General features: G+C 39.7%; 34 protein-coding genes and 1 pseudogene. 7 read left to right on the forward strand and 28 right to left on the reverse strand.

Annotated features, from left to right (window positions below; genetic code table 11):
- Positions 1-16: 16 nt before the first annotated feature.
- The 28 genes and pseudogenes from rpsK to lsrR form a co-directional block, all read right to left on the reverse strand.
- Positions 17-406 carry a 30S ribosomal protein S11 gene (rpsK, locus tag K6J66_RS01000; RefSeq protein ID WP_005543603.1) on the reverse strand — a complete coding sequence of 130 codons (390 nt, stop codon included), beginning with the start codon at positions 404-406 and terminating at the stop codon, positions 17-19.
- Positions 407-421: 15 nt separating this feature from the next.
- Complete coding sequence (rpsM, locus tag K6J66_RS01005; protein WP_005648406.1) at positions 422-778, reverse strand: 30S ribosomal protein S13; 357 nt, start codon at positions 776-778, stop codon at positions 422-424.
- Between the two features lie 139 nt (positions 779-917).
- On the reverse strand, positions 918-1,031 hold the full coding sequence (gene rpmJ, locus K6J66_RS01010; RefSeq protein WP_005625868.1) for a 50S ribosomal protein L36: 114 nt from the start codon (positions 1,029-1,031) through the stop codon (positions 918-920).
- A 28-nt stretch (positions 1,032-1,059) separates the two neighbouring features.
- Positions 1,060-2,385, reverse strand: a complete 1,326-nt coding sequence (gene secY, locus K6J66_RS01015) for a preprotein translocase subunit SecY (protein ID WP_005652382.1) — start codon at positions 2,383-2,385, stop codon at positions 1,060-1,062.
- A gap of 7 nt (positions 2,386-2,392) precedes the next feature.
- Positions 2,393-2,827: a 50S ribosomal protein L15 gene (rplO, locus tag K6J66_RS01020; RefSeq protein ID WP_038440193.1), complete on the reverse strand. Its 435-nt coding sequence runs from the start codon at positions 2,825-2,827 to the stop codon at positions 2,393-2,395.
- Positions 2,828-2,830: 3 nt separating this feature from the next.
- Positions 2,831-3,010: a 50S ribosomal protein L30 gene (rpmD, locus tag K6J66_RS01025; protein WP_005543631.1), complete on the reverse strand. Its 180-nt coding sequence runs from the start codon at positions 3,008-3,010 to the stop codon at positions 2,831-2,833.
- Positions 3,011-3,016: 6 nt separating this feature from the next.
- A complete protein-coding gene (gene rpsE / locus K6J66_RS01030) occupies positions 3,017-3,517 on the reverse strand; it encodes a 30S ribosomal protein S5 (protein ID WP_005625871.1) in 501 nt (166 codons plus the stop codon).
- A gap of 14 nt (positions 3,518-3,531) precedes the next feature.
- Positions 3,532-3,885 carry a 50S ribosomal protein L18 gene (gene rplR / locus K6J66_RS01035; RefSeq protein WP_005625873.1) on the reverse strand — a complete coding sequence of 118 codons (354 nt, stop codon included), beginning with the start codon at positions 3,883-3,885 and terminating at the stop codon, positions 3,532-3,534.
- 13 nt (positions 3,886-3,898) lie between these two features.
- Positions 3,899-4,432 carry a 50S ribosomal protein L6 gene (gene rplF, locus K6J66_RS01040; protein WP_005648412.1) on the reverse strand — a complete coding sequence of 178 codons (534 nt, stop codon included), beginning with the start codon at positions 4,430-4,432 and terminating at the stop codon, positions 3,899-3,901.
- 15 nt (positions 4,433-4,447) lie between these two features.
- Positions 4,448-4,840, reverse strand: coding sequence for a 30S ribosomal protein S8 (gene rpsH, locus K6J66_RS01045; RefSeq protein WP_005625877.1), 393 nt, complete (start codon positions 4,838-4,840; stop codon positions 4,448-4,450).
- 36 nt (positions 4,841-4,876) lie between these two features.
- A complete protein-coding gene (rpsN, locus tag K6J66_RS01050) occupies positions 4,877-5,182 on the reverse strand; it encodes a 30S ribosomal protein S14 (protein ID WP_005625879.1) in 306 nt (101 codons plus the stop codon).
- Between the two features lie 11 nt (positions 5,183-5,193).
- On the reverse strand, positions 5,194-5,733 hold the full coding sequence (gene rplE, locus K6J66_RS01055) for a 50S ribosomal protein L5 (protein WP_005625881.1): 540 nt from the start codon (positions 5,731-5,733) through the stop codon (positions 5,194-5,196).
- A 17-nt stretch (positions 5,734-5,750) separates the two neighbouring features.
- On the reverse strand, positions 5,751-6,062 hold the full coding sequence (gene rplX / locus K6J66_RS01060; protein ID WP_005635734.1) for a 50S ribosomal protein L24: 312 nt from the start codon (positions 6,060-6,062) through the stop codon (positions 5,751-5,753).
- 10 nt (positions 6,063-6,072) lie between these two features.
- A complete protein-coding gene (gene rplN, locus K6J66_RS01065) occupies positions 6,073-6,444 on the reverse strand; it encodes a 50S ribosomal protein L14 (RefSeq protein ID WP_005548786.1) in 372 nt (123 codons plus the stop codon).
- Between the two features lie 280 nt (positions 6,445-6,724).
- A pseudogene (locus K6J66_RS01070) lies at positions 6,725-7,349 on the reverse strand (hypothetical protein).
- A 389-nt stretch (positions 7,350-7,738) separates the two neighbouring features.
- Positions 7,739-7,996 (reverse strand): 30S ribosomal protein S17, encoded by a 258-nt coding sequence (gene rpsQ / locus K6J66_RS01075; RefSeq protein ID WP_005625886.1) that lies wholly within the window; start codon positions 7,994-7,996, stop codon positions 7,739-7,741.
- A complete protein-coding gene (gene rpmC, locus K6J66_RS01080) occupies positions 7,996-8,187 on the reverse strand; it encodes a 50S ribosomal protein L29 (protein ID WP_005625888.1) in 192 nt (63 codons plus the stop codon). Before rpmC ends, rpsQ begins: the two co-directional genes overlap by 1 nt.
- Complete coding sequence (gene rplP, locus K6J66_RS01085) at positions 8,187-8,597, reverse strand: 50S ribosomal protein L16 (RefSeq protein ID WP_005648425.1); 411 nt, start codon at positions 8,595-8,597, stop codon at positions 8,187-8,189. Before rplP ends, rpmC begins: the two co-directional genes overlap by 1 nt.
- Before the next feature lie 13 nt (positions 8,598-8,610).
- Positions 8,611-9,318, reverse strand: coding sequence for a 30S ribosomal protein S3 (gene rpsC, locus K6J66_RS01090; RefSeq protein WP_005625894.1), 708 nt, complete (start codon positions 9,316-9,318; stop codon positions 8,611-8,613).
- A 17-nt stretch (positions 9,319-9,335) separates the two neighbouring features.
- The gene (rplV, locus tag K6J66_RS01095; protein WP_005625897.1) at positions 9,336-9,668 is read right to left on the reverse strand and encodes a 50S ribosomal protein L22; all 333 of its coding nucleotides are present in this window, start codon (positions 9,666-9,668) and stop codon (positions 9,336-9,338) included.
- Positions 9,669-9,679: 11 nt separating this feature from the next.
- On the reverse strand, positions 9,680-9,955 hold the full coding sequence (gene rpsS / locus K6J66_RS01100) for a 30S ribosomal protein S19 (RefSeq protein WP_005539416.1): 276 nt from the start codon (positions 9,953-9,955) through the stop codon (positions 9,680-9,682).
- 25 nt (positions 9,956-9,980) lie between these two features.
- Positions 9,981-10,802, reverse strand: coding sequence for a 50S ribosomal protein L2 (rplB, locus tag K6J66_RS01105; RefSeq protein ID WP_005652371.1), 822 nt, complete (start codon positions 10,800-10,802; stop codon positions 9,981-9,983).
- Positions 10,803-10,819: 17 nt separating this feature from the next.
- Positions 10,820-11,119, reverse strand: a complete 300-nt coding sequence (gene rplW / locus K6J66_RS01110) for a 50S ribosomal protein L23 (RefSeq protein WP_005632756.1) — start codon at positions 11,117-11,119, stop codon at positions 10,820-10,822.
- Complete coding sequence (gene rplD, locus K6J66_RS01115; RefSeq protein ID WP_038440194.1) at positions 11,116-11,718, reverse strand: 50S ribosomal protein L4; 603 nt, start codon at positions 11,716-11,718, stop codon at positions 11,116-11,118. The genes rplW and rplD overlap by 4 nt, the downstream gene beginning before the upstream one ends.
- Before the next feature lie 15 nt (positions 11,719-11,733).
- Complete coding sequence (gene rplC / locus K6J66_RS01120) at positions 11,734-12,360, reverse strand: 50S ribosomal protein L3 (RefSeq protein WP_005632753.1); 627 nt, start codon at positions 12,358-12,360, stop codon at positions 11,734-11,736.
- Positions 12,361-12,376: 16 nt separating this feature from the next.
- Positions 12,377-12,688 (reverse strand): 30S ribosomal protein S10, encoded by a 312-nt coding sequence (gene rpsJ / locus K6J66_RS01125; protein ID WP_001181005.1) that lies wholly within the window; start codon positions 12,686-12,688, stop codon positions 12,377-12,379.
- A gap of 273 nt (positions 12,689-12,961) precedes the next feature.
- Positions 12,962-14,512: an autoinducer-2 kinase gene (gene lsrK, locus K6J66_RS01130; protein WP_370684007.1), complete on the reverse strand. Its 1,551-nt coding sequence runs from the start codon at positions 14,510-14,512 to the stop codon at positions 12,962-12,964.
- Positions 14,513-14,581: 69 nt separating this feature from the next.
- On the reverse strand, positions 14,582-15,547 hold the full coding sequence (gene lsrR / locus K6J66_RS01135; RefSeq protein WP_005690379.1) for a transcriptional regulator LsrR: 966 nt from the start codon (positions 15,545-15,547) through the stop codon (positions 14,582-14,584).
- Positions 15,548-15,781: 234 nt separating this feature from the next.
- Here lsrR and lsrA point away from each other — a divergent pair, with 234 nt between their 5' ends.
- The 7 genes from lsrA to K6J66_RS01170 all read left to right on the forward strand — a co-directional run bounded on the left by lsrA (position 15,782) and on the right by K6J66_RS01170 (position 22,343).
- Positions 15,782-17,293 (forward strand): autoinducer 2 ABC transporter ATP-binding protein LsrA, encoded by a 1,512-nt coding sequence (gene lsrA / locus K6J66_RS01140; RefSeq protein ID WP_038440196.1) that lies wholly within the window; start codon positions 15,782-15,784, stop codon positions 17,291-17,293.
- Positions 17,294-17,303: 10 nt separating this feature from the next.
- On the forward strand, positions 17,304-18,284 hold the full coding sequence (gene lsrC / locus K6J66_RS01145; RefSeq protein ID WP_038440197.1) for an autoinducer 2 ABC transporter permease LsrC: 981 nt from the start codon (positions 17,304-17,306) through the stop codon (positions 18,282-18,284).
- Between the two features lie 43 nt (positions 18,285-18,327).
- Positions 18,328-19,332, forward strand: a complete 1,005-nt coding sequence (gene lsrD, locus K6J66_RS01150) for an autoinducer 2 ABC transporter permease LsrD (RefSeq protein WP_110442538.1) — start codon at positions 18,328-18,330, stop codon at positions 19,330-19,332.
- A 35-nt stretch (positions 19,333-19,367) separates the two neighbouring features.
- Positions 19,368-20,384, forward strand: coding sequence for an autoinducer 2 ABC transporter substrate-binding protein LsrB (gene lsrB, locus K6J66_RS01155; protein ID WP_038440199.1), 1,017 nt, complete (start codon positions 19,368-19,370; stop codon positions 20,382-20,384).
- Between the two features lie 15 nt (positions 20,385-20,399).
- Positions 20,400-21,284: a 3-hydroxy-5-phosphonooxypentane-2,4-dione thiolase gene (gene lsrF / locus K6J66_RS01160; protein ID WP_038440200.1), complete on the forward strand. Its 885-nt coding sequence runs from the start codon at positions 20,400-20,402 to the stop codon at positions 21,282-21,284.
- Between the two features lie 64 nt (positions 21,285-21,348).
- Complete coding sequence (gene lsrG, locus K6J66_RS01165; protein WP_005690367.1) at positions 21,349-21,654, forward strand: (4S)-4-hydroxy-5-phosphonooxypentane-2,3-dione isomerase; 306 nt, start codon at positions 21,349-21,351, stop codon at positions 21,652-21,654.
- The gene (locus K6J66_RS01170; protein WP_005690365.1) at positions 21,651-22,343 is read left to right on the forward strand and encodes a beta/alpha barrel domain-containing protein; all 693 of its coding nucleotides are present in this window, start codon (positions 21,651-21,653) and stop codon (positions 22,341-22,343) included. Before lsrG ends, K6J66_RS01170 begins: the two co-directional genes overlap by 4 nt.
- The last annotated feature ends 47 nt before the right edge of the window (positions 22,344-22,390 follow it).

Genomic DNA, 22,390 nt, shown 5'->3' on the forward strand with positions numbered 1-22,390 from the left:
AACTATCCTATACGTCTTAAACACGACGTTTTTTCGGTGGACGACAACCGTTATGAGGAATCGGAGTCACATCAGTAATATTCGTGATACGGAAACCCGCTGCGTTTAACGCGCGAATTGTAGATTCACGACCTGGACCCGGACCTTTAACCATAACTTCCAAGTTCTTTAAGCCAAATTCTTTAACGATTTCAGCACAACGCTCTGCCGCAACTTGCGCTGCGAACGGAGTTGATTTACGAGAACCACGGAAACCTGAACCACCTGCAGTTGCCCAAGCTAGAGCATTACCTTGACGGTCAGTAATAGTAACGATTGTATTATTGAAAGATGCGTGAATATGTGCTACGCCATCTACAACTTGTTTTTTTACACGTTTACGTGCACGAACTGGTGTTTTAGCCATTCTTATTTACCCCGACTATTTTTTGATCGGCTTACGTGGACCCTTACGGGTACGCGCATTAGTTTTAGTACGTTGACCACGTACTGGTAAACTACGACGATGACGTAAACCACGATAGCATCCTAAGTCTAAAAGACGTTTGATGTTTAGTGTTACTTCACGACGTAAGTCACCTTCAACGGTAAATTTACCAACTTCGTCACGCAGTTTGTCAATCTGCTCTTCAGACAATTCTCTGATCTTAACATCTTCAGCAATACCCGCTGCTGCACAAATAGCTTGTGAACGAGTTTTACCAATACCGTAAATGGCAGTTAAAGCGATTACAGCGTGTTTATGATCAGGAATGTTAATGCCTGCAATACGGGCCACTATGCACTCCTATATTTTAATTAATTTGATATTCTGATCTTGAAAAGCCCGTTTTCAGGATACTCAAACAGAATATCAAGGACATAAATGAGTTGAGCAGTATAACTACTCAACTGGTTCTTGGCAAGAAAAATGTTAATTAACCTTGACGTTGTTTGTGTTTAGGGTCGCTACACAATACGCGTACAACACCCTCACGTTTAACAATCTTACAGTTACGACACATTTTCTTTACGGAAGCACGAACTTTCATTGCTTATCCTTTTACTTTAAATGAACAATTATTGTCCAAAACCCTTAAGGTTTGCTTTTTTCAACGCAGATTCATATTGAGAAGACATTAAATGACTTTGAACCTGAACGATGAAATCCATAATTACAACGACTACAATTAAAAGAGATGTTCCACCGAAGTAAAATTTAACATCCCAAGCCGATGTCATAATATAAGGAACTAAACATACAAACGTTACATAGAGACCGCCAATTAATGTAAGACGAGTCATCACTTTATCAATATAACGTGATGTTTGTTCACCGGGTCTAATTCCTGGAATAAATGCACCAGATTTTTTTAGATTATCTGCTGTATCACGAGGATTATATTGCATTGCTGTATAGAAAAAACTGAAGAAAATAATTGCAACAGCATAAACAAGCAAATAAAGTGGTTGACCAGGATTCAATAACATTGATAAATTATTTAACCATTCAAATTTATCATTTTGCCCAAACCATTGTGTTAATGTAGCTGGGAATAAAATAATACTTGAAGCAAAAATTGCTGGCATTACATTTGCCATATTCACTTTCAATGGTAAATGTGTTGAATGACCACCTAAAATTTGACGACCTTGCTGACGCTTCGCATATTCAACGCGAATTCTACGTTGTCCTCTTTCAACAAAAACAACAAAATAAGTTACTGCAAATACAATAGCTGCGATCAGAAGAAGAACTAATGGATGCATCTGTCCTTGACGAGCCTGCTCAATAGTTTGAAGAATAGCCGATGGTAAACCAGCTACAATACCGCCAAAAACAAGAATTGAAATACCGTTACCAATACCTCTTTCAGTTATTTGCTCACCCAACCACATAAGGAACATTGTCCCAGTGACTAAACTAACAACTGAAGTGAAGTAAAAACTAAATCCAACATTTGGCACTAAGCCAGACAACATATTTGGTAAGCCTGTTGAAATAGCTACTGCCTGAATCGTTGCAAAAACAACTGTCGCATAACGAGTATATTTAGAAATTTTACGCTGACCAGCAGCACCTTCTTTCTTTAATTCTGCTAAAGCAGGAGAAACCGTTGCAAGCAATTGAATTACAATAGATGCCGATATATATGGCATGATTCCTAATGCTAAAATGGATGCACGGCTTAGAGCACCACCAGAGAACATGTTAAACATGTCAATGATAGTGCCTTTTTGTTGTTCAACTAATTGAGCTAGAACAGCCGCATCAATACCAGGAACCGGAATGAATGAACCAATTCGATAAACGATAAGTGCACCTAAAACGAAAAGCAATCGGCTTTTTAATTCACCTTTACCGCTATTAGTACTTCTTGCTTGATAACCTGGTTGTTTAGCCATTTGCTAATTATTCCTCAATTGAACCGCCAGCAGCTTCAATTGCTGCTTTTGCACCTTTAGTTACACGTAAACCGCGTACCGTTACTGCAGATTTCACTTCTCCTGCTAAAATTACTTTAGCGAATTGGATATCTTTAGTTAAGATATTTGCTGCTTTTAATGTTTCTAAAGTTACTACATTACCTTCAACTTTGGTTAATTCATTTAAACGAACTTCTGCAGTCACTGCAGATTTCATTGAAGTAAAACCAAATTTTGGTAAACGACGGTATAACGGCATTTGACCACCTTCGAAACCGCGACGAACACCGCCACTAGTACGAGATTTTTGACCTTTATGACCGCGGCCACCAGTCTTGCCTAAACCTGAACCAATACCACGACCGAGGCGTTTAGCACTATGCTTTGCACCTTCAGCCGGAGATAGAGTATTTAAACGCATCTCTTACTCCTCCACTTTAACCATGTATGAAACTTGGTTAATCATACCACGTACTGCAGGCGTATCAATTAACTCAACAGTGTGGTGCATATGGCGAAGACCAAGACCACGCAAGGTAGCTTTATGCTTCGGTAAACGAGCAATTGAGCTACGAACTTGTGTTACTTTAATAGTTTTAGCCATTATTCATTACCCCAAGATTTCATCAACAGTTTTACCGCGTTTTGCAGCAACCATTTCTGGTGATTTCATATTTGCTAATGCATCAATAGTTGCACGAACAACGTTAATTGGGTTGGTAGAACCATACGCTTTAGAAAGAACGTTACGTACACCTGCAACTTCCAATACCGCACGCATTGCACCACCAGCGATGATACCTGTACCTTCACTTGCTGGCTGCATAAATACACGTGAACCAGTATGAACACCTTTAACTGGATGTTGTAATGTACCTTCATTTAAAGCGACATTAATCATATTGCGACGTGCTTTTTCCATCGCTTTTTGGATCGCTGCTGGAACTTCGCGAGCTTTACCATAACCAAAACCTACTCGGCCATTACCATCGCCCACCACAGTTAATGCAGTGAAACTCATAATACGACCACCTTTTACAGTTTTTGATACACGGTTTACTGCGATTAGCTTCTCTTGCAGTTCACCAACTTGTTTTTCGATGTTTGACATCTCAATTTACCTCATTAGAACTGTAGACCAGCTTCACGTGCAGCGTCCGCTAAAGTTTGGACACGTCCATGATATTTAAAACCGGAACGATCAAAAGCAACAGCTTGAACGCCTTTTGCTAATGCGCGTTCTGCAACAGCTTTACCTACTGCTGCTGCAGCATCTTTATTACCGGTGTATTTTACTTGCTCACGAATTGCTTTCTCAACAGTTGAAGCAGCGGCAAGCACTTCTGAACCGTTTGGTGCAATAACTTGTGCATAAATATGACGTGGAGTGCGGTGAATAACTAAACGAGTTACACCTTGCTCTCTCATCATATGACGTGCACGAGCTGCACGACGGATACGAGCTGATTTCTTATCCATAGTGTTACCTTAATTATTTCTTCTTAGCCTCTTTGATACGTACCACTTCATCAGCGTAACGTACCCCTTTACCTTTATAAGGCTCAGGACGGCGATAAGCACGAATATCTGCTGCAACTTGACCGATCAACTGTTTGTCTGCACCTTTCAACACGATTTCGGTTTGAGATGGACATTCTGCAGTAATACCTACCGGCAAAGTGTGCTCTACTGGGTGAGAATAGCCTAAACTTAATGCAATTGCGTTACCTTTAAGTTGAGCTCTGTAACCTACACCCACCAATACTAATTTTTTAATGAAACCTTCAGTAACACCGATAACCATTGCATTAACTAATGCACGTGCAGTACCCGATTGAGCATTTGCTTCAACAAAACCTTCACGTGGAGTGAACGTAAATTGTCCGTTATCTTGTTTTACTTCAACTGATTCATGAATTTTGCGAGATAACTCGCCATTTTTACCTTTTACTGTTAATAGCTGACCGTCGAGTTTAACTTCAACGCCGGCAGGAATATTAACAGGTGCCTTTGCAACACGAGACATTTTCCTACCTCTCTATTAAGCTACATAACAGATGATCTCACCGCCTAAACCTGCTTGACGAGCAGCACGGTCAGTCATAACACCTTTAGATGTAGAAATAACTGCAACACCTAAACCGCCCATAACTTTTGGTAATTCATCTTTACGTTTGTAAATACGAAGACCAGGACGACTTACACGTTGGATGCTTTCTACAACTGGTTTGCCTTGGAAATATTTTAAAGTAATTTCCAATTCAGGTTTAGCACCTTCTAAAACTTTTACGCTTTCGATATAACCTTCAGCAGCTAATACGTTGGCAATTGCCACTTTTAGCTTGGAAGAAGGCATATTGATTGCAACTTTGTTCGCAGCTTGACCGTTACGAATACGGGTCAGCATATCTGCGATTGGATCTTGCATACTCATTGTACTTTTTCTCCGATTCCAAAATAAAGTGGTATATTACCAGCTCGCTTTTTTAAGGCCTGGGATTTCACCGCGCATTGCAGCTTCACGAACCTTAATTCGGCTTAAACCAAACTTACGTAAAACGCCATGAGGACGTCCAGTTTGGCGGCAACGGTTACGTTGACGAGATGGGCTAGAATCACGTGGTAAAGTTTGTAACTTTAACACTGCATCCCAACGATCTTCATCAGAGGCATTGACATCAGAAATGATTTTCTTTAATTCAACACGTTTTGCGTAGAATTTTTCAGCCAATTTAACGCGTTTTACATCGCGTGCTTTCATTGATTGTTTAGCCATTATAACCTGCCTTATTTACGGAATGGGAAATTAAAGGCAGCAAGTAGTGCTTGACCTTCTTCATCATTCTTAGCAGTAGTTGTGATAGTGATATCTAAACCACGTACACGATCTACTTTATCGTAATCGATTTCAGGGAAGATGATTTGTTCACGCACACCCATGCTATAGTTACCACGACCATCGAATGATTTCGCACTTAAACCGCGGAAGTCACGAATACGTGGAACAGCAATTGTAATTAAACGTTCAAAGAACTCCCACATACGCTCACCGCGTAGTGTTACTTTACAACCGATTGGATATCCCTGACGGATTTTAAAGCCAGCAACAGATTTACGAGCTTTAGTTACTAAAGGTTTTTGACCGCTGATTGCTGCTAAGTCCGCTACTGCGTTGTCTAGCAATTTTTTGTCGGTCAATGCTTCACCCACACCCATATTCAGGGTAATCTTTTCGATTCGTGGGACTTGCATGACAGATTTGTAGCCGAATTTATTTTTTAATTCGCTTACTACTTGATCTCTGTAGTAATCATGCAGTTTCGCCATCGCATTACTCCAGTTTGTTAGATAATTTCATTGTTAGATTTGAAGAAACGTACTTTTTTGCCGTCTTCGAATCTAAAACCTACACGGTCAGCTTTATTTGTTTTAGGATTGAAAATCGCAACATTTGAAGCGTCAATTGCAGCTTCTTTTTTCACCAAACCACCAGCCTTTCCTAATGCAGGAACTGGTTTTTCATGTTTAGTAATGATGTTGATACCTTCAACAAACACTTTACCGTTTGGTAACACTTTAGTTACCTTGCCACGCTTGCCCTTATCTTTACCAGTAAGAACAATTACTTCATCATTTTGACGGATTTTAGCAGCCATTACATTCCCCTTACAGTACTTCTGGAGCTAAAGAAATGATCTTCATGAATTTCTCAGAACGAAGTTCACGAGTCACTGGTCCAAAAATACGAGTACCGATTGGTTGCTCAGTGTTATTATTTAAAATTACACAAGCGTTACCATCGAAACGAATAACTGAGCCATCTGGGCGACGAACACCCTTCTTGGTGCGCACAACAACTGCTTTTAATACATCACCTTTTTTTACTTTACCGCGTGGAATTGCTTCTTTTACAGTAATTTTGATGATGTCACCAATCGCAGCATAACGACGGTGCGATCCACCTAGAACCTTGATACACATTACGCTGCGAGCGCCTGAATTATCAGCAACATCCAGCATAGTCTGTTCTTGGATCATATTAGTGCTCCGTTAAGATTAAAAAAACACCCTTTCGGGACGAACCCATCCACACTATTCAGATAGAATGGCGGATAGGCGGCGGATTTTATCAAAAGAAAAAGAGAAAGGCAATGATAATTTACCTTCCTCTTATTGATCTATTTACTAAATAATCCAGTTAAAATTTACCGCACTTTTGGAATTATAAAAATATCCTCATCCTCTCAAAAATTTATCGAATGAAAAATAAACTGCAGAAAAAATGAAACGCTCTCTTCTCTTACCTTAGATAAATTCATCAGTTTTTAGATTTTGGGAAAATTTCCTTGCCTAAAAGCCAAAGATACAGATCGAGCTCTTTTAAGTTAAATCTTTCTAATTTATAAAATCTTTGAAAATCTATCAAAATCTCTTTAAATTTTCTGTAATTTTTTAAATCTTTCCTTTTAAAGGCTGAAAATTTATCTACTTTATTAAAATAGAGGAGATCTTGCTCCACATAGCTATCATAAATTGGGAAAGCAATTGGATTATGATGACTACAATATTTAGTTGCAAAAGAGTAAAAATACTTCTCCTTACCACCAATTGTTACTTCTCCTAATTCACGAACTAATTCAATATCACCAGATTTTAAACGTTTATCTAGATCTTTAATACCCAAAATATGCTTTGCAACATGATGAATAGCAAATATATTTGTACTATAAACATTGTTAGGAATATTTATATTATCAAGCACTGGCTCTATAAAAAGTATCATCTAACAAATATAATCCTGTTACATATTCTCCTAATAAGATTCCAAAAGTCTCTCGATCATATATATCTGCTTCTGTATCCAAATCATTTTCATCATAAAACTCTGTGATGCCAATCTCCTCTTCTTGATAAGGAAGATCATGTATTAATATATACTTCATTGTATCAGATAAATGGCACCACCAATCCCAATCTTCATTAGAAATATTCCCAGTAGTATCTGTATCATTGATAAGTTCTTCTGGGAATTTATCCTCTGCTAATTTTATCGTTTCTTTACGGGTATCAACGCCGTTGATGAAATTAATTAATCTATGACCAAAATAACGAGTATTCCACTCATCAGAATATTCAAAACCAAGATCTTCAGAAATTTCTCTTAAGTACCATTATTAAAAATATTTTTTTCAGTATTTGTTTAGGTGTTATGTCAATAACACCTAAAAGAAAAAGTGCGGTTAAAATTCATTGAATTTTAACCGCACTTTAAAAACAAAAAAGCCAATAGATTTACACTATTGGCTTTTATTTTATTACTCTTTGTTATTAATTAAGCAATAACTGCTTTTTCAACAACACGAACTAAAGTCCAAGATTTGGTTTTTGATAGAGGGCGACATTCGCGAATCTCTACGGTATCACCAACTTTGGCTTCATTGTTCTCATCGTGTACGTGTAATTTAGTTGTACGACGGATAAATTTACCATATAAAGGGTGTTTTACCTTACGTTCAATAGCAACAACGAAAGATTTTTCCATTTTGTCGCTAACAACTTTACCTTGTACGCTACGAATTTTATCAGTCATTACTCACCCGCCTTTTCGGTTAATACAGTTTTTACACGTGCAATATCACGACGCACTTGCTTAGCCTGATGGGTTTGTTGAAGCTGACCGGTGGCTGTCTGCATACGCAACTTGAATTGTTCACCTAAAAGGTTTACTAATTCAGCATTCAGCTCTTCAACACTTTTTGTACGTAAATCTTGAGCTTTCATTACATCACCGTCTTAGTTACGAAAGTGGTCTTAACTGGCAATTTAGCAGCTGCTAATGCAAATGCGTTTCTTGCTACTTCTTCAGACACACCATCCATTTCATAAAGCACTTTACCCGGTTGGATTAAGGCTACCCAGTACTCAACGTTACCTTTACCTTTACCCATACGGACTTCTAATGGTTTTTCAGTAATTGGTTTATCTGGGAATACACGAATCCAGATTTTACCTTGACGTTTTACTGCACGTGACATTGCACGACGTGCCGCTTCGATTTGACGAGCGGTTAAACGACAACGACCAACTGCTTTTAAACCGTAAGTACCGAAACTAACTTCAGTACCGCTCGCGATACCACGGTTGCGGCCTTTGTGAACTTTACGGAATTTTGTACGTTTTGGTTGCAACATTTAGCGTTTCTCCTTACTTACGACCTTTACCGCGAGGAGCCTTTTTAGGCTTATCGGCAGGTTGTTGTTCTGATTGCGCAACGGCAGCCATTCCACCAAGAATTTCACCTTTGAAGATCCACACTTTAACGCCGATTACGCCGTAAGTTGTGTGAGCTTCTGCAGTGTTATAATCGATGTCCGCACGAAGAGTATGTAGAGGTACGCGACCTTCACGATACCATTCTGAACGTGCGATTTCTGCACCACCTAAACGACCGCTAACCTCAACTTTGATACCTTTAGCACCTAAACGCATAGCGCTTTGTACCGCACGTTTCATTGCACGACGGAACATTACACGACGTTCTAATTGAGAAGCGATGCTATCTGCAACTAATTTCGCATCTAATTCAGGTTTTTTCACTTCAGCAATGTTGATTTGAGCAGGAACGCCAGCGATTTTAGACACTGCGTTACGTAATTTTTCAACATCTTCGCCTTTTTTACCGATTACGATACCAGGACGAGCTGTGTGAATAGTTACACGAATACTTTTAGCTGGACGCTCAATAGTAATACGTGAAACTGAAGCATTTGCTAATTCTTTATTTAAGAATTTGCGTACTTTGAAATCGCCTTCAAGATTGTCAGCGAAGTCTTGTGTATTCGCGAACCAAGTAGAGCTCCAAGGTTTAACAATACCTAGGCGAATACCATGTGGATGTACTTTTTGACCCATTGCTATTCCTCTACTTATTAACGATCTGACACAACCACAGTAATGTGGCTAGTACGTTTTAAAATACGATCTGCACGACCTTTAGCACGTGGCATAACACGTTTCATGCTAGGACCTTCATCAACGAAGATTTTAGCAACTTTAAGATCATCGATATCTGCACCGTCATTGTGCTCTGCGTTTGCAATAGCTGATTCTAAAACTTTCTTCACTAAAGCTGCTGCTTTTTTGTTAGTGAAAGTTAAAATTTCTAATGCTTGCGCAACTTTTTTACCACGAATTAAATCGGCAACTAAGCGAGCTTTTTGGGCAGAAGTGCGAGCGTAACGATGTTTTGCGATAGTTTCCATCTCTTTACCTCTTATTTCTTAGCTTTCTTATCTGCCGCGTGACCGCGGTATGTACGAGTCGGTGCAAATTCACCAAGCTTATGACCGATCATTTCATCAGATACATAAACAGGAACGTGCTGACGACCATTATGGACTGCGATGGTCAATCCGATCATTGATGGAATGATCATTGAACGACGGGACCAAGTTTTAATTGGTTTTTTATCCCCGCTTTCCACCGCCTTCTCTACCTTCTTCAACAAGTGTAGGTCAAGGAAAGGACCCTTCTTGAGAGAACGTGGCATGGCTAATCCTCTTTAATTTAATCTATTATTTGCCACGACGACGTACGATATATTTATCAGTACGTTTGTTGTGACGAGTTTTCTTACCTTTAGTTTGAACGCCCCAAGGAGTTACTGGGTGTTTACCAAAGTTACGACCTTCACCACCACCATGTGGGTGATCTACTGGGTTCATTGCAGTACCACGAACTGTAGGGCGAATACCTCTCCAGCGGTTAGCACCAGCTTTACCCAATACGCGAAGCATATGTTCTGAGTTACCAACTTCACCGATTGTTGCAACACATTCAGCTAATACTTTACGCATCTCGCCAGAACGTAAACGTAAAGTTACATAGTTGCCTTCACGTGCGATGATTTGTACATAAGCACCAGCAGAACGAGCGATTTGACCGCCTTTACCTGGTTTTAATTCAACGTTATGTACTGTTGAACCAACTGGGATATTACGCATTGGTAATGAATTACCCACTTTAATTGGTGAGTTTATGCCAGCTTGGATTTGATCGCCTACTGACAAACCTTTAGGTGCTAAGATATAACGGCGTTCACCATCTTTATAAAGCACTAAAGCAATGTTAGCAGAACGGTTTGGATCATATTCCAAACGCTCAACAACCGCTGGGATGTCTAACTTGTTACGTTTGAAATCGATTAAACGGTAGTGTTGTTTGTGACCGCCACCAATGTGACGAGTAGTAATACGACCATAGTTGTTACGACCACCAGTTTTAGATTTAGTATCTAGAAGAGGTGCGTAAGGTTTCCCCTTGTGTAATTCAGGGTTCACGATTTTAACAACGTGACGACGACCAGCGGAGGTCGGCTTACATTTAACGATAGCCATTCTCTAATTTCCTCCGATTACTCTGCACTGTCCACGAAGTCCAAATTTTGGCCTTCGGCTAAAGTTACATAAGCTTTTTTCCAGTCGCTGCGACGACCCATTTTGTTACCACGGCGTTTAGTTTTACCTTTAACAACCACAGTACGAACAGAGTCAACTTTTACTTCAAATAATTGAGCAACAGCAGCAGCAATTTCAGCTTTGTTCGCATCTAAAGCAACTTTAAGTACAACAGTGTTAGATTTTTCAGCATTGTTCGTTGCTTTTTCAGAGATGTGCGGTGCACGTAGCACGCTTAGCAAACGTTCTTGACTCATGCTAGGATCTCCTCAATTTGTTTCACAGCATCAATAGTAACAATCACTTTATCGAAAGCAATTAAGCTAACTGGATCGATACCTTGAACATCACGTACATCAACTTTATATAAGTTACGTGCTGCTAAGAATAGATTTTCATCTAAACTTGCTGTGATAATTAACGCATCTTCAACGGCTAAATCTTTTAATTTTTGTACTAAAACTTTAGTTTTTGGTGCATCTAATTCAAATTTTTCAATAACAACCAAACGGTCTTGACGAACTAATTCAGAAAGAATGCTTTTGATAGCACCACGGTACATTTTCTTGTTCACTTTTTGGCTGTGATCTTGTGGTTTAGCCGCGAAGGTTGTACCACCAGAACGCCAGATTGGTGATTTAATATCACCAGCACGAGCACGACCTGTACCTTTTTGACGCCAAGGTTTTTTACCTGAACCAGACACTTCAGCACGAGTTTTTTGCGCACGAGTACCTTGACGCGCACCTGCTGCATAAGCAACAACAACTTGGTGGATCAACGCTTCGTTAAACTCACGTCCGAAGGTAGTTTCAGAAACAGTTAGTGCGCTTGCACCTACAACTTGTAATTCCATCTCTATCTCCTAGACTTATGCTTTAACTGCTGGCTTAACGATAACATCGCCATTAATAGCACCAGGCACAGAACCTTTTACTAATAGCAATTTACGCTCAGCATCTACACGAACAACTTCAAGTGATTGAACAGTTACACGTTCAGCACCTAAATGTCCTGCCATTTTTTTACCTTTAAACACACGACCCGGAGTTTGGTTTTGACCAATAGAACCAAGTACACGATGTGATAAAGAGTTACCGTGTGTAGCATCTTGAGTACGGAAATTCCAACGTTTAACACCGCCTTGGAAACCTTTACCTTTAGAAGTACCAGTAACATCTACTTTTTTAACATCTGCAAAGATGTCTACATTGATTTCTTGACCTAAAGTGAATTCTTCACCTTCAGTACGAAATTCCCATAAACCGCGACCAGCTTCAACACCTGCTTTCACGAAATGGCCTGCTTCAGGTTTAGTTACACGATTCGCTTTTTTAGAACCAGTAGTAACTTGAACTGCAGTATAGCCATCGTTTTCAAGAGTTTTAACTTGAGTTACGCGGTTGGCTTCGATTTCGATAACGGTAACTGGTACAGAAACACCGTCTTCATTGAAGATACGGGTCATACCAACTTTACGACCGACTAAACCAATCATTGTAATAACCTCTTAATTAACCTAGGCTGATCTGCACGTCCACGCCGGCAGCCAAATCTAAACGCATTAATGCATCAACAGTTTTTTCTGTTGGCTCTACGATATCTACTAAACGTTTGTGAGTACGAATTTCGTATTGGTCACGTGCGTCTTTGTTTACGTGTGGAGAAATCAACACGGTGAAACGCTCTTTACGAGTTGGTAAAGGAATTGGACCACGAACTTGTGCACCAGTACGTTTAGCTGTTTCTACGATCTCCGCAGTAGATTGATCGATCAAACGGTGATCGAAAGCTTTTAAGCGGATACGGATTCTTTGGTTCTGCATTAGACCAGAGCTCCAATAAAATTTAGCTAATAAAAAAACTAACACCAATCACAATTCTAACTTCAAAATAGAAAAGGAGGTGCAAGTTACCTGTTATATAGTCTCCAAATCGGAAACATTGTTCAGCGTGACATATCGTCATGCTCGTTTAATAAATGATTACATTAAACGGCTTTCATATCGAAAGCCTGCAAATACTACATAAAACCGAAACGGATTGCAAGATATTTATTCAAAAATATACAAAGAGTGCGGTTATTTTCTCATATATTTTTATAAACCCGGAGCTTTCCATAATGACGTTGTTAATCCGTTATCGACTAATTGCAATTGTTTCTTATAGATATCCTGCCAACGAGATTTATGGGTTTGATATAACCTGTGATTGTCGGCATTCGGTTGATGTTGACGTTCAAATTTCACCAATTTTTTACTGGCTTCAGATAAGGAAGCATAGATACCTACCCCCACACCTGCTGCAATTGCACAACCTAATGCAGTTGCCTCTTTCACAACCGGAATATTAACCGTCAAACCTGTTACATCGGATAAAATTTGGCTCCATAATTTTCCTTTTGCTCCTCCACCAGCAAACACAATAGAGGTTAATCTTACACCGGAAAATTTTTGCACTTGTTCCAAGTTACATGAAGACACTATCGCGGCATTTTCCTCTAATGCACGGAATAAAACCGCTTTATTACATTTATCAGGATCAATAGAAAGATTAATAAAAGAAGGCGCGGCGTGATACCAAGATTTGAAATGCATCGCATCAGAAAAGATAGGAATTACATCATAAGATCCAACCGGTACTTTTTCAGCCATTTGTTCTAAAAGTGCATATGCATCCGTCCCCAATCGTTCAGCCAGCCGCTTTTCTTCATCGCAAAAAGCATCTCGGAACCAACGCATAGTTAATCCGGTAAAAAAACTAATTGATTCGGCTTGAACTAAAGGTGAAATAACATGGGGATTAATACGAACATTCATTTCAGGATCCGTTACAGGATGTGGTAAATTCACCACCTGTTGCCAAAACGTCCCCCCGATAACTGCCGCCTGCTCTGGCTCAGTCACACCTAAACCGATACAACCCAGTTGAACATCCCCTCCACCGACAATAACAGGCGTCCCCTGCATTAATCCTGTTTTACGGGCTATTTCTGTCGTTACACTACCTAGCAATGTCCCGGTTTCTTTTACCGGTGTTAATATATCTGATACAAGTCCTGCCATATCCAGTAACTCTGCCGACCACTGACGAGTTTTTAAATCCAACATCCCTGTCGTACCAGCATTGGAAGGTTCAACTGCCAACTCCCCACTCAGCATAAATGCCAACCAATCACTAATCATTGAAATCGCTTTCGTTTTACGATAAATATCAGGTCGATGGTGAGCGAGCCATAATAAACGAGGCACAGCACTTAATGCCAAAGTTTGACCAGAAATAGAATATAAATATGATTCAAATGTATTGTTATAAAGCGTCTTTAACTCTTTGACTTCTTCTACCGCACGCGCATCTACATTGCCACATGCCCAAATTGGTTGTTTTTGTTCATCATAAAGCACGATACCTTCACGCATTGAACAAGTAGAAATCGCCGTAATCTGTCCAGCTTGAATTTGCGATTGTTGCAAAGCCTGACGAATACATTCACAAGTTAATTGCCAGTTATTTTTTAAATCAAATTCCATAGAGCCAGGAATATTAGGATCCGACAAATGCGTCCATTCTCGTTGAGCGGCGGCAATCTGATTACCTTCTATATCAAAAATAACCGCTCTTACACTCCCCGTTCCGGCATCTAATGCCATTAAATAAATTGCTTGCTGTGTATTCATCATTTTCTCCTTTCAATTAAGAAGAAAATAAGCCCTTTATCGCTAAACCAACTGCGCTAACATCATTCGAGCCGTGTTTTCTTCTGTGACTAATGAATTAATATAATTTCCCTGCAATGCGCTTAAAATCGCCTCCACCTTATCTTCTCCGCCCGCAACACCAACGACATTAGAAATTTTCTTTAAATTTTCAAGCGGTACACTAATCAGTTCTTCATGTAATGGCATATCAGGCTGCAAACTTCCGTCTCTACGCATAAAATAGCCCAAAATATCCCCTACTGCGCCCTGGTTACGAATAATTTGCTGTTTTTCCTCCGTGATATAACCCGAACGGAGCAATGTCGCTTGCCCCTTTTGGCGCGTTGCTCCTATACCAACAATTGCCGTATTGGCACTGCACGCGGCAAGCATCATGTCACGAACACAGGCTTCACGTTTAAATAACCTTGCCGCCTCAATGGAAGATGCACGTAAAGGTGCAGGAATAATGCTTACAGAGCAGGAACCATCCAATTGCCCGATCCCTTTCATATAAGGCCCCACCCCACCTGATAAGGTGATCAATTTAATGTTATTGTGGGTAATAAACTCACTTGCATACTTTAATGTCTTCATAATCGTATCGCCGAAACCAATTGCTAAAACTTGATTTGGTTTCATTAATGACATCAACATCTGAGCGGCTCCAACACCTAAACGCTCATTAATTTCATGCTGTTCTAATGCCGGTAAAATACGAATATACTTTAATTGAAAATGTTGTTGTAAGGCTTCTTCTAGCTCAAAACAACCGGTAAAACGAGAGTTAATCTGTACCTTAATGATTCCTAATTGCCGGGCTTTTTCTAATAATCGGGAAACTTTTAAGCGAGGTAGCTTTAATTTTTCCCCAATCTCACTCTGCGTTAAATTATCGTGATAATAAAACCACGCCATTCTGGCAAGCAGCTCTTCTTCCGTCATGTTTTGGGAAAATTCACCGTTATCGTCTATTCGTTCATTCATATTTCATTCCTTCTTTATCTGACATTATTCATTTGTTTAAAAATTTTATCAATTGTTCTTTTCTTAATTTTTATAAAAACGTGAACAAGCTCACATTTCTTGAATAAAAACCATAAAAGATCAAAAAATATTCAATTATGTGAGATTGATCACTGTTTTTTCTCATCTTTTCAGATAGAGTTATAAACAAATGATTAATTTAAATTACATTTGTTAATTCAGCATGGTGAGATTATGTGTGATAAAACTCAAAAATGTCTTCTTTCAGCCCATAACATTGGCAAATCATTTTCCGGTGTTGAAGTCTTGAAAGAGATTAATTTTTCCCTTTTTGAAGGTGAAGTTCATGCGTTATTAGGAGGGAATGGCGCAGGAAAATCGACATTAATGAAAATTATCGCCGGCATTCACCCACAGGACTGCGGTGAGCTCATTATTCATGGTTCGCAACAAAACCGACTTTCACCTCATAAAGCGCATCAACTCGGTATTTATTTAGTTCCCCAAGAACCTCTTTTATTTCCTAATTTAACGGTGAAAGAAAACATTTTATTTGGTTTATCCCGGGATACAAAAACAACTGAAAAACTGACCGCACTTTTACAAGAACTAAACTCACACCTCAAACTTGATATGCAGGCAGGTTCTCTTGAAGTTGCCGATCAACAATTAGTAGAAATTATGCGAGGGCTTATGCGCGATGCCTCTATTCTTATTTTGGATGAGCCAACCGCGTCCCTCACGCCAATTGAAACCGATAATTTATTTAAAAAAATTAATTCCTTACTAACAAAAGGCGTGGGGATCATTTTTATTTCCCACAAGTTACCGGAAGTCTGGCAAATATCGCATAGAATCAGTGTTATGCGTGACGGCTATATTGCACTTAATGGAAAAATTGATGAAATCAATAAAGATGACGTTATCAAAGCAATTACACCAAAAGCCAAAAACTCACCACTTAGCGAAACTCAAAAATTATGGCTTGAGCTCCCAGGGCACCAACGAGTAAAAACAACAGATCGCCCACTTCTACAAGTTCATCATTTGACCGGAGAAGGGTTTAAAAACATTTCCTTTGATATTTATCCCGGTGAAATTCTAGGTCTTGCCGGTGTAGTAGGTGCAGGAAGAACAGAATTAGCAGAAACCTTATATGGTTTACGTCAATCAAAGTGCGGTCAAATTCTGTTTGAAAATCAAGAAATCAATCCTCTCTCCATCAAAGAACGGCTCCATAAAGGGATTGTATATCTTCCCGAAGATCGCCAAGCCTCGGGGTTATACCTTGATTCATCACTCACCTGGAATGTGTGTGCGCTAACCTACAACGATACAGGTTTTTGGCTAAATACCTCAAAAGAAAGTGCAATCTTAGAACGTTATCATCGCGCAATCGGAATTAAATTTTCCGATGAACAACAAGCAGTCAAAACACTTTCCGGCGGAAACCAACAAAAAGTACTTATCGCAAAATGTTTAGAGGCGAATCCTTCATTATTGATTGTTGATGAACCGACACGTGGGGTAGATGTTAGCGCTAGAGCGGATATTTATCAATTAATCAAAAATATTGCAAAACAAAATGTTGCCGTTTTATTTATTTCCTCAGATTTAGAGGAAATAGAACAAATGTCTGATCGCGTATTGGTTATGCATGACGGACAAATCAGCGAATCATTATGCGGAGAACAAATTAACACTAACAACATTATGCAAATGGCATTTGGTAGCAATGGGCATTAAGGAGAAAAATATGTGGAAACTCATTCAAGATAATCGCGAATTGACCATTTTAATTGCTATCGGTTTACTGTTTACCCTATTAGGATTTGTTGGTTCCGGATTTCATTTGCAAACACTCACGATGATTTTTAATTCAGCTCAAATCGTGATTTTACTGGCAATTGGCGCAACCTTTGTCATTTTAACGCGAAATATTGATGTATCAGTCGGTTCCACAATGGGATTAAGTGCAGTTATTGTCGGGAGTCTGCTCAATGCCGGATTCGGACTTGCAAGTGCCTTTACCCTCACTTTACTTTGCGGTTTAACCGCCGGATTACTGAATGGCGTATTAGTTACGCTCTTACGAATCCCTGCTATTGTAGCAACCTTGGGAACATTAGGTTTATATAAAGGAATGATGTTATTGATCACAGGTGGGAAATGGATTGAAGGTTTACCGCAAGACCTAAAAACCTTAGCGGCCCCGATTTTTCTAAATATCTCCGTTATTGGCTGGATATTAATTCTCATCATTCTAGCCACTTACTATTTCTTAACAAAATGCTCAACCGGACGGTATTTTTATGCTGTGGGAGACAATTTACAAGGTGCAATGCAACTTGGTGTACCGATTAATCGGGTCAGAATTATTGCCTTTGCGATAAATGGCTTAATGGCTGCCATCGCCGGTATTGTGTTCACGTCTCAAATCGGGTTCGTGCCAAACTCAACCGGAAATGGGCTAGAGATGAAAGCGATAGCCGCTTGCGTATTGGGCGGAATTAGTTTGTTAGGTGGTGCAGGTAACTTAATCGGTGCGGTGCTTGGTGCCTATTTCCTCATTCAAATTGATTCTATATTGGTTCTTCTTAAAGTACCGGCTTACTGGAATAACTTCGTTGCGGGTATCGTGCTTTTAGCCGTCTTGGTCTTTGACGGTCGGATCCGAGTCATGATTGCTCACAATCTCAAATTACAACGCTATGCACGATTTTTAAAAGACGACTAGCCCCATTTGTTTATCAAAGTGCGGTCATTAAAGGAGAAAGATGATGTTGACGATAAAAAAACATGCTTGGGAATTGACATTGCTACTACTATTAATACTTGAAATTCTTGGATTCGGTCTATTCAATCCCCTAATGCTTGATCTCAACGTACTCTTATATAGTACAAGTGATTTCATCTATATTGGTATGCTGGCACTTCCGTTAACAATGATTATTATCAGTGGGGGAATGGACATTTCTTTCGGTTCAACGGTTGGCTTATGCGCCATAACATTAGGCGTGTTATTTAAATTGGATATTCCGCTTAGCCTTGCTATCCCTGCAACCTTTGTTGTGGGACTACTGTGTGGGTTCATTAATGCAGGACTTATTCTTTATACAAAAGTTAATCCCTTGGTGATCACGCTAGGCACCATGTATCTTTTTGGCGGTGGTGCATTGCTCCTATCCGGTTTCGCCGGAGCAACCGGTTATGAAGGTATCGGTGGATTCCCTGAATCACTGTTAGAATTTGCCAATCAAACCTTAATAGGAATTCCCACTCCTATTCTTTACTTCATATTAATGACGTTTATTTTCTGGCTACTTATGCACAAAACCAAAATTGGAAGAAGCATTTTTCTAATTGGTCAGAGTGAACGAACTTCTCGTTACAGTGCTGTTCCGATTCAAAAAACACTTTTTCTCATTTACGCATTTATCGGACTTGTTGCCGCTTTTGTCGCAGTGCTATTAGTGTCCTATTTTGGTTCCGCCCGTTCAGATTTAGGCAGCTCATTATTAATGCCAGTGCTGACCGCCGTTGTATTGGGTGGCGCCAATATTTATGGTGGCTCAGGCTCAATTATCGGTACCGCTATCGCTGCCCTATTAATTGGTTATTTACAACAAGGTTTACAAATGATCGGTATTCCAAATGAGATTTCAAGCGCCTTATCTGGTGCCTTACTGATTATCGTATTAATCGGCAAATCCGTTAGCTTGCACTACGATGCAATGATGCAATGGATACGCCGAAAAGCCAAACATCAAGTAGTCGTAGATTAGTCGTTAAACACTCAACCTTAAGAGGAGAACTTGTTATGAAAACTCGTATAAAAATGACCGCACTTTCCATATTGCTCGGTTTATCTGTGACGACTGCCGCACAAGCAGCAGATCACATCGCCTTTATCCCCAAATTAGTCGGCGTCGGCTTCTTCACTAGCGGTGGGCAAGGTGCAACTGAAATGGGAAAAACCCTTGGGGTGGATGTTACCTATGACGGTCCTACGGAACCGAGTGTTTCCAATCAAGTACAATTAATTAATAACTTCGTCAATCAAGGCTATAAAGCCATTGTAGTTTCGGCGGTTTCACCTGATGGCTTATGCTCTACATTACAACGAGCGATGAAACGAGGTGTAAAAGTATTAACTTGGGATTCAGACACTAAACCGGAATGCCGTAGCCACTACATTAACCAAGGAACACCGGAACAATTAGGTTCTATGCTTGTTGAGATGGCATCAAGCCAAATAACCAAACCTAACGCCAAAGTTGCCTTCTTTTATTCCAGTCCAACGGTCACTGATCAAAATCAATGGGTAAAAGAAGCGAAAGCAAAAATCGCTAAAAATCATCCGGAATGGGAAATTGTCACCACTCAATTCGGTTACAACGATGCGATTAAATCACTTCAAACCGCAGAGGGTATTTTAAAAGCTTATCCGGACTTAGATGTCATTATTGCACCGGATGCCAACGCATTACCGGCCGCCGCACAAGCTGCTGAAAACCTCAAAGTAAATCATGTTGCTATCGTTGGTTTTAGTACCCCTAACGTGATGCGGCCTTATGTAAAACGAGGCACGGTTAAACAGTTTGGTCTTTGGGATGTCGTACAACAAGGCAGAATTTCCATTGCCGTAGCAAATGATTTGCTGAAAGGCAAGCCGCTTAATGTCGGTGATAAAGTAGAAGTTGAAGGTATTGGCACAATTGAAGTATCACCAAACAAAGTTCAGGGTTACGAATACGAAGCAAAAGGTAACGGCATTGTGCTATTACCACAACGTGTTGTCTTCACTAAAGACAATATTGATCAGTACAATTTCTAATTAAGGAGCATAACAATGGCAGATTTAGATGATATTCGAGACGGTAAAGATTTTGGTTTGGACAAACCACAAACTCATCAAGCGTTTTATTTAAAAGGCTCAGGCGCGCTGGATTGGGGAATGCAATCCCGTTTAGCCAATATTTTTAATCCCAAAACAGGCAAAACAATTATGTTAGCCTTTGACCATGGCTATTTCCAAGGCCCTACAACCGGGCTTGAACGCATTGATTTAAACATTGCGCCTTTATTTGAATATACCGATGTATTAATGTGTACACGAGGTATTTTACGCAGTGTTGTGTCCCCTAGTATTCGTAAACCTGTTGCGTTGCGGGCTTCCGGTGCAAATTCAATTTTAACGGAACTCTCCAATGAGGCCGTTGCCGTATCCGTTGAAGATGCGCTTAGATTAAACGTTTCCGCTATGGCTGCACAAGTTTATATTGGCTCTCAATATGAACACCAATCTATTAAAAACATTATTCAGTTGGTGGATCAAGGCACCCGCTACGGAATGCCTATTATGGCAGTAACCGGTGTAGGTAAAGATATGGCGCGTGATCAACGTTATTTCTCACTCGCAACCCGTATCGCAGCAGAAATGGGCGCGCATATTATTAAAACTTACTATGTTGATAAAGGGTTTGAGCGTGTTACCGCTGGTTGTCCGGTGCCAATTGTGATTGCCGGTGGCAAAAAACTCCCAGAAAATGAAGCCTTAGACATGTGCTATAAAGCGATTGATCAAGGCGCAGCCGGTGTAGATATGGGACGCAATATTTTCCAATCAGATGCACCAATCGCGATGTTAAAAGCCGTTAATGCGATTGTTCATGGTGGCGAAAATGCTGAACAGGCATACCAATTATATCTACACGAAAAAAACCATCACTGTTAATCACTCAACATTCCTCCCTTGCTACAACGGAGGAATGTTATTCCACTGAAACTAAGGAGAAATTATGTTTGCTATGCTCGTTGAAATTAATATAAAAGAAGGTAAAGAACAAGAATTTCTTGATGTATTTGAACGCAACCATCTCGGAACACGCCAAGAAACAGGTAACTTACGCTTTGATGTCTTACGTGACCCAGAAATTCGAACCCGCTTCTATGCTTATGAAGTTTATGAAAATGAACAAGCATTGGCAGAACACAGAAAAACGGAACATTACCAACGTTGTGTGAAAGAACTAGAGCCCTTAATGACGACACATCGAAGCAAAAAAATCTTTGAATGGGTTTTTCCTGAGGAAATTGAAGCATGAACGCAGAAAAAGTGCGGTTGATTTCAGCGTTAAAATCACAGCCAATCAGTGTAGGAATATTGGCGTCCGATTGGCTTAAATTTTCAAAAACACTCAACGTATTAAGCCAAAGCCAACTCCACCTCCTGCATTTTGATATTGCTGACGGGCAATTTTCCCCTTTTTTCACTGTGGGAAGTATGGCGATACAGCAGTTTCCTAACACATTTATAAAAGATGTGCATTTAATGGTAAAAGATCAATTTAACGTTGCTAAAAAATGTGTCGCCGCCGGTGCAGATATTATGACCCTACAAGTTGAAAATACCGTTGATCTGGACAACACATTACAATGGTTAAAAACGCAAAAAACGATATTATGTGGCTTGGCTATTTGTCCTAATACACCTTTAGAATTACTTTATCCCTATTTACCGGATATTGATTTAATCCAAATCTTAACATTGGATCCAAGAACAGGGGAAAAAGCTAATCTTGATCAAATAACCGAACGATTAATCCAATTACTTAACCAACTTCATGATTCAGGGCAGGAAAAACTCATCTCTATTGATGGCTCAATGACATTTGAATTGGCTTCACATTTGAAAAAATATGAGATCGATTGGGTTGTATCGGGTAGTGCTTTGTTTTCATCGGATTCCTTTGAAAAGACCTTGATAGAATGGAAAAAAATGCTGTCCCATTAATACAAAAATGCGGTTGTTTTCCACATTGTTTCAAAATCAAAACACAA

Origin of the sequence: Haemophilus influenzae (genome assembly GCF_019703545.1) — a bacterium.
GTDB lineage: Bacteria > Pseudomonadota > Gammaproteobacteria > Enterobacterales > Pasteurellaceae > Haemophilus > Haemophilus influenzae_E.

What these genes read in the sequence shown, in the direction of transcription:
- rpsK (WP_005543603.1), bottom strand. Translation starts at nt 406, where the DNA reads ATGGCTAAAACACCAGTTCGTGCACGTAAACGTGTAAAAAAACAAGTT.
- rpmJ (WP_005625868.1), bottom strand. Translation starts at nt 1,031, where the DNA reads ATGAAAGTTCGTGCTTCCGTAAAGAAAATGTGTCGTAACTGTAAGATT.
- secY (WP_005652382.1), bottom strand. Translation starts at nt 2,385, where the DNA reads ATGGCTAAACAACCAGGTTATCAAGCAAGAAGTACTAATAGCGGTAAA.
- rplO (WP_038440193.1), bottom strand. Translation starts at nt 2,827, where the DNA reads ATGCGTTTAAATACTCTATCTCCGGCTGAAGGTGCAAAGCATAGTGCT.
- rpmD (WP_005543631.1), bottom strand. Translation starts at nt 3,010, where the DNA reads ATGGCTAAAACTATTAAAGTAACACAAGTTCGTAGCTCAATTGCTCGT.
- rpsE (WP_005625871.1), bottom strand. Translation starts at nt 3,517, where the DNA reads ATGTCAAACATCGAAAAACAAGTTGGTGAACTGCAAGAGAAGCTAATC.
- rplR (WP_005625873.1), bottom strand. Translation starts at nt 3,885, where the DNA reads ATGGATAAGAAATCAGCTCGTATCCGTCGTGCAGCTCGTGCACGTCAT.
- rplF (WP_005648412.1), bottom strand. Translation starts at nt 4,432, where the DNA reads ATGTCTCGTGTTGCAAAGGCACCTGTTAATATTCCTGCCGGCGTTGAA.
- rpsH (WP_005625877.1), bottom strand. Translation starts at nt 4,840, where the DNA reads ATGAGTATGCAAGATCCAATCGCAGATATGCTGACCCGTATTCGTAAC.
- rpsN (WP_005625879.1), bottom strand. Translation starts at nt 5,182, where the DNA reads ATGGCTAAACAATCAATGAAAGCACGCGATGTAAAACGCGTTAAATTG.
- rplE (WP_005625881.1), bottom strand. Translation starts at nt 5,733, where the DNA reads ATGGCGAAACTGCATGATTACTACAGAGATCAAGTAGTAAGCGAATTA.
- rplX (WP_005635734.1), bottom strand. Translation starts at nt 6,062, where the DNA reads ATGGCTGCTAAAATCCGTCAAAATGATGAAGTAATTGTTCTTACTGGT.
- rplN (WP_005548786.1), bottom strand. Translation starts at nt 6,444, where the DNA reads ATGATCCAAGAACAGACTATGCTGGATGTTGCTGATAATTCAGGCGCT.
- rpsQ (WP_005625886.1), bottom strand. Translation starts at nt 7,996, where the DNA reads ATGACTGATAAAATTCGTAGCGTACAAGGTAAAGTTGTTAGCGACAAA.
- rpmC (WP_005625888.1), bottom strand. Translation starts at nt 8,187, where the DNA reads ATGAAAGCTCAAGATTTACGTACAAAAAGTGTTGAAGAGCTGAATGCT.
- rplP (WP_005648425.1), bottom strand. Translation starts at nt 8,597, where the DNA reads ATGTTGCAACCAAAACGTACAAAATTCCGTAAAGTTCACAAAGGCCGC.
- rpsC (WP_005625894.1), bottom strand. Translation starts at nt 9,318, where the DNA reads ATGGGTCAAAAAGTACATCCACATGGTATTCGCCTAGGTATTGTTAAA.
- rplV (WP_005625897.1), bottom strand. Translation starts at nt 9,668, where the DNA reads ATGGAAACTATCGCAAAACATCGTTACGCTCGCACTTCTGCCCAAAAA.
- rpsS (WP_005539416.1), bottom strand. Translation starts at nt 9,955, where the DNA reads ATGCCACGTTCTCTCAAGAAGGGTCCTTTCCTTGACCTACACTTGTTG.
- rplB (WP_005652371.1), bottom strand. Translation starts at nt 10,802, where the DNA reads ATGGCTATCGTTAAATGTAAGCCGACCTCCGCTGGTCGTCGTCACGTT.
- rplW (WP_005632756.1), bottom strand. Translation starts at nt 11,119, where the DNA reads ATGAGTCAAGAACGTTTGCTAAGCGTGCTACGTGCACCGCACATCTCT.
- rplD (WP_038440194.1), bottom strand. Translation starts at nt 11,718, where the DNA reads ATGGAATTACAAGTTGTAGGTGCAAGCGCACTAACTGTTTCTGAAACT.
- rplC (WP_005632753.1), bottom strand. Translation starts at nt 12,360, where the DNA reads ATGATTGGTTTAGTCGGTCGTAAAGTTGGTATGACCCGTATCTTCAAT.
- rpsJ (WP_001181005.1), bottom strand. Translation starts at nt 12,688, where the DNA reads ATGCAGAACCAAAGAATCCGTATCCGCTTAAAAGCTTTCGATCACCGT.
- lsrK (WP_370684007.1), bottom strand. Translation starts at nt 14,512, where the DNA reads ATGGCATTAGATGCCGGAACGGGGAGTGTAAGAGCGGTTATTTTTGAT.
- lsrR (WP_005690379.1), bottom strand. Translation starts at nt 15,547, where the DNA reads ATGAATGAACGAATAGACGATAACGGTGAATTTTCCCAAAACATGACG.
- lsrA (WP_038440196.1), top strand. Translation starts at nt 15,782, where the DNA reads ATGTGTGATAAAACTCAAAAATGTCTTCTTTCAGCCCATAACATTGGC.
- lsrC (WP_038440197.1), top strand. Translation starts at nt 17,304, where the DNA reads ATGTGGAAACTCATTCAAGATAATCGCGAATTGACCATTTTAATTGCT.
- lsrD (WP_110442538.1), top strand. Translation starts at nt 18,328, where the DNA reads ATGTTGACGATAAAAAAACATGCTTGGGAATTGACATTGCTACTACTA.
- lsrB (WP_038440199.1), top strand. Translation starts at nt 19,368, where the DNA reads ATGAAAACTCGTATAAAAATGACCGCACTTTCCATATTGCTCGGTTTA.
- lsrF (WP_038440200.1), top strand. Translation starts at nt 20,400, where the DNA reads ATGGCAGATTTAGATGATATTCGAGACGGTAAAGATTTTGGTTTGGAC.
- lsrG (WP_005690367.1), top strand. Translation starts at nt 21,349, where the DNA reads ATGTTTGCTATGCTCGTTGAAATTAATATAAAAGAAGGTAAAGAACAA.
- K6J66_RS01170 (WP_005690365.1), top strand. Translation starts at nt 21,651, where the DNA reads ATGAACGCAGAAAAAGTGCGGTTGATTTCAGCGTTAAAATCACAGCCA.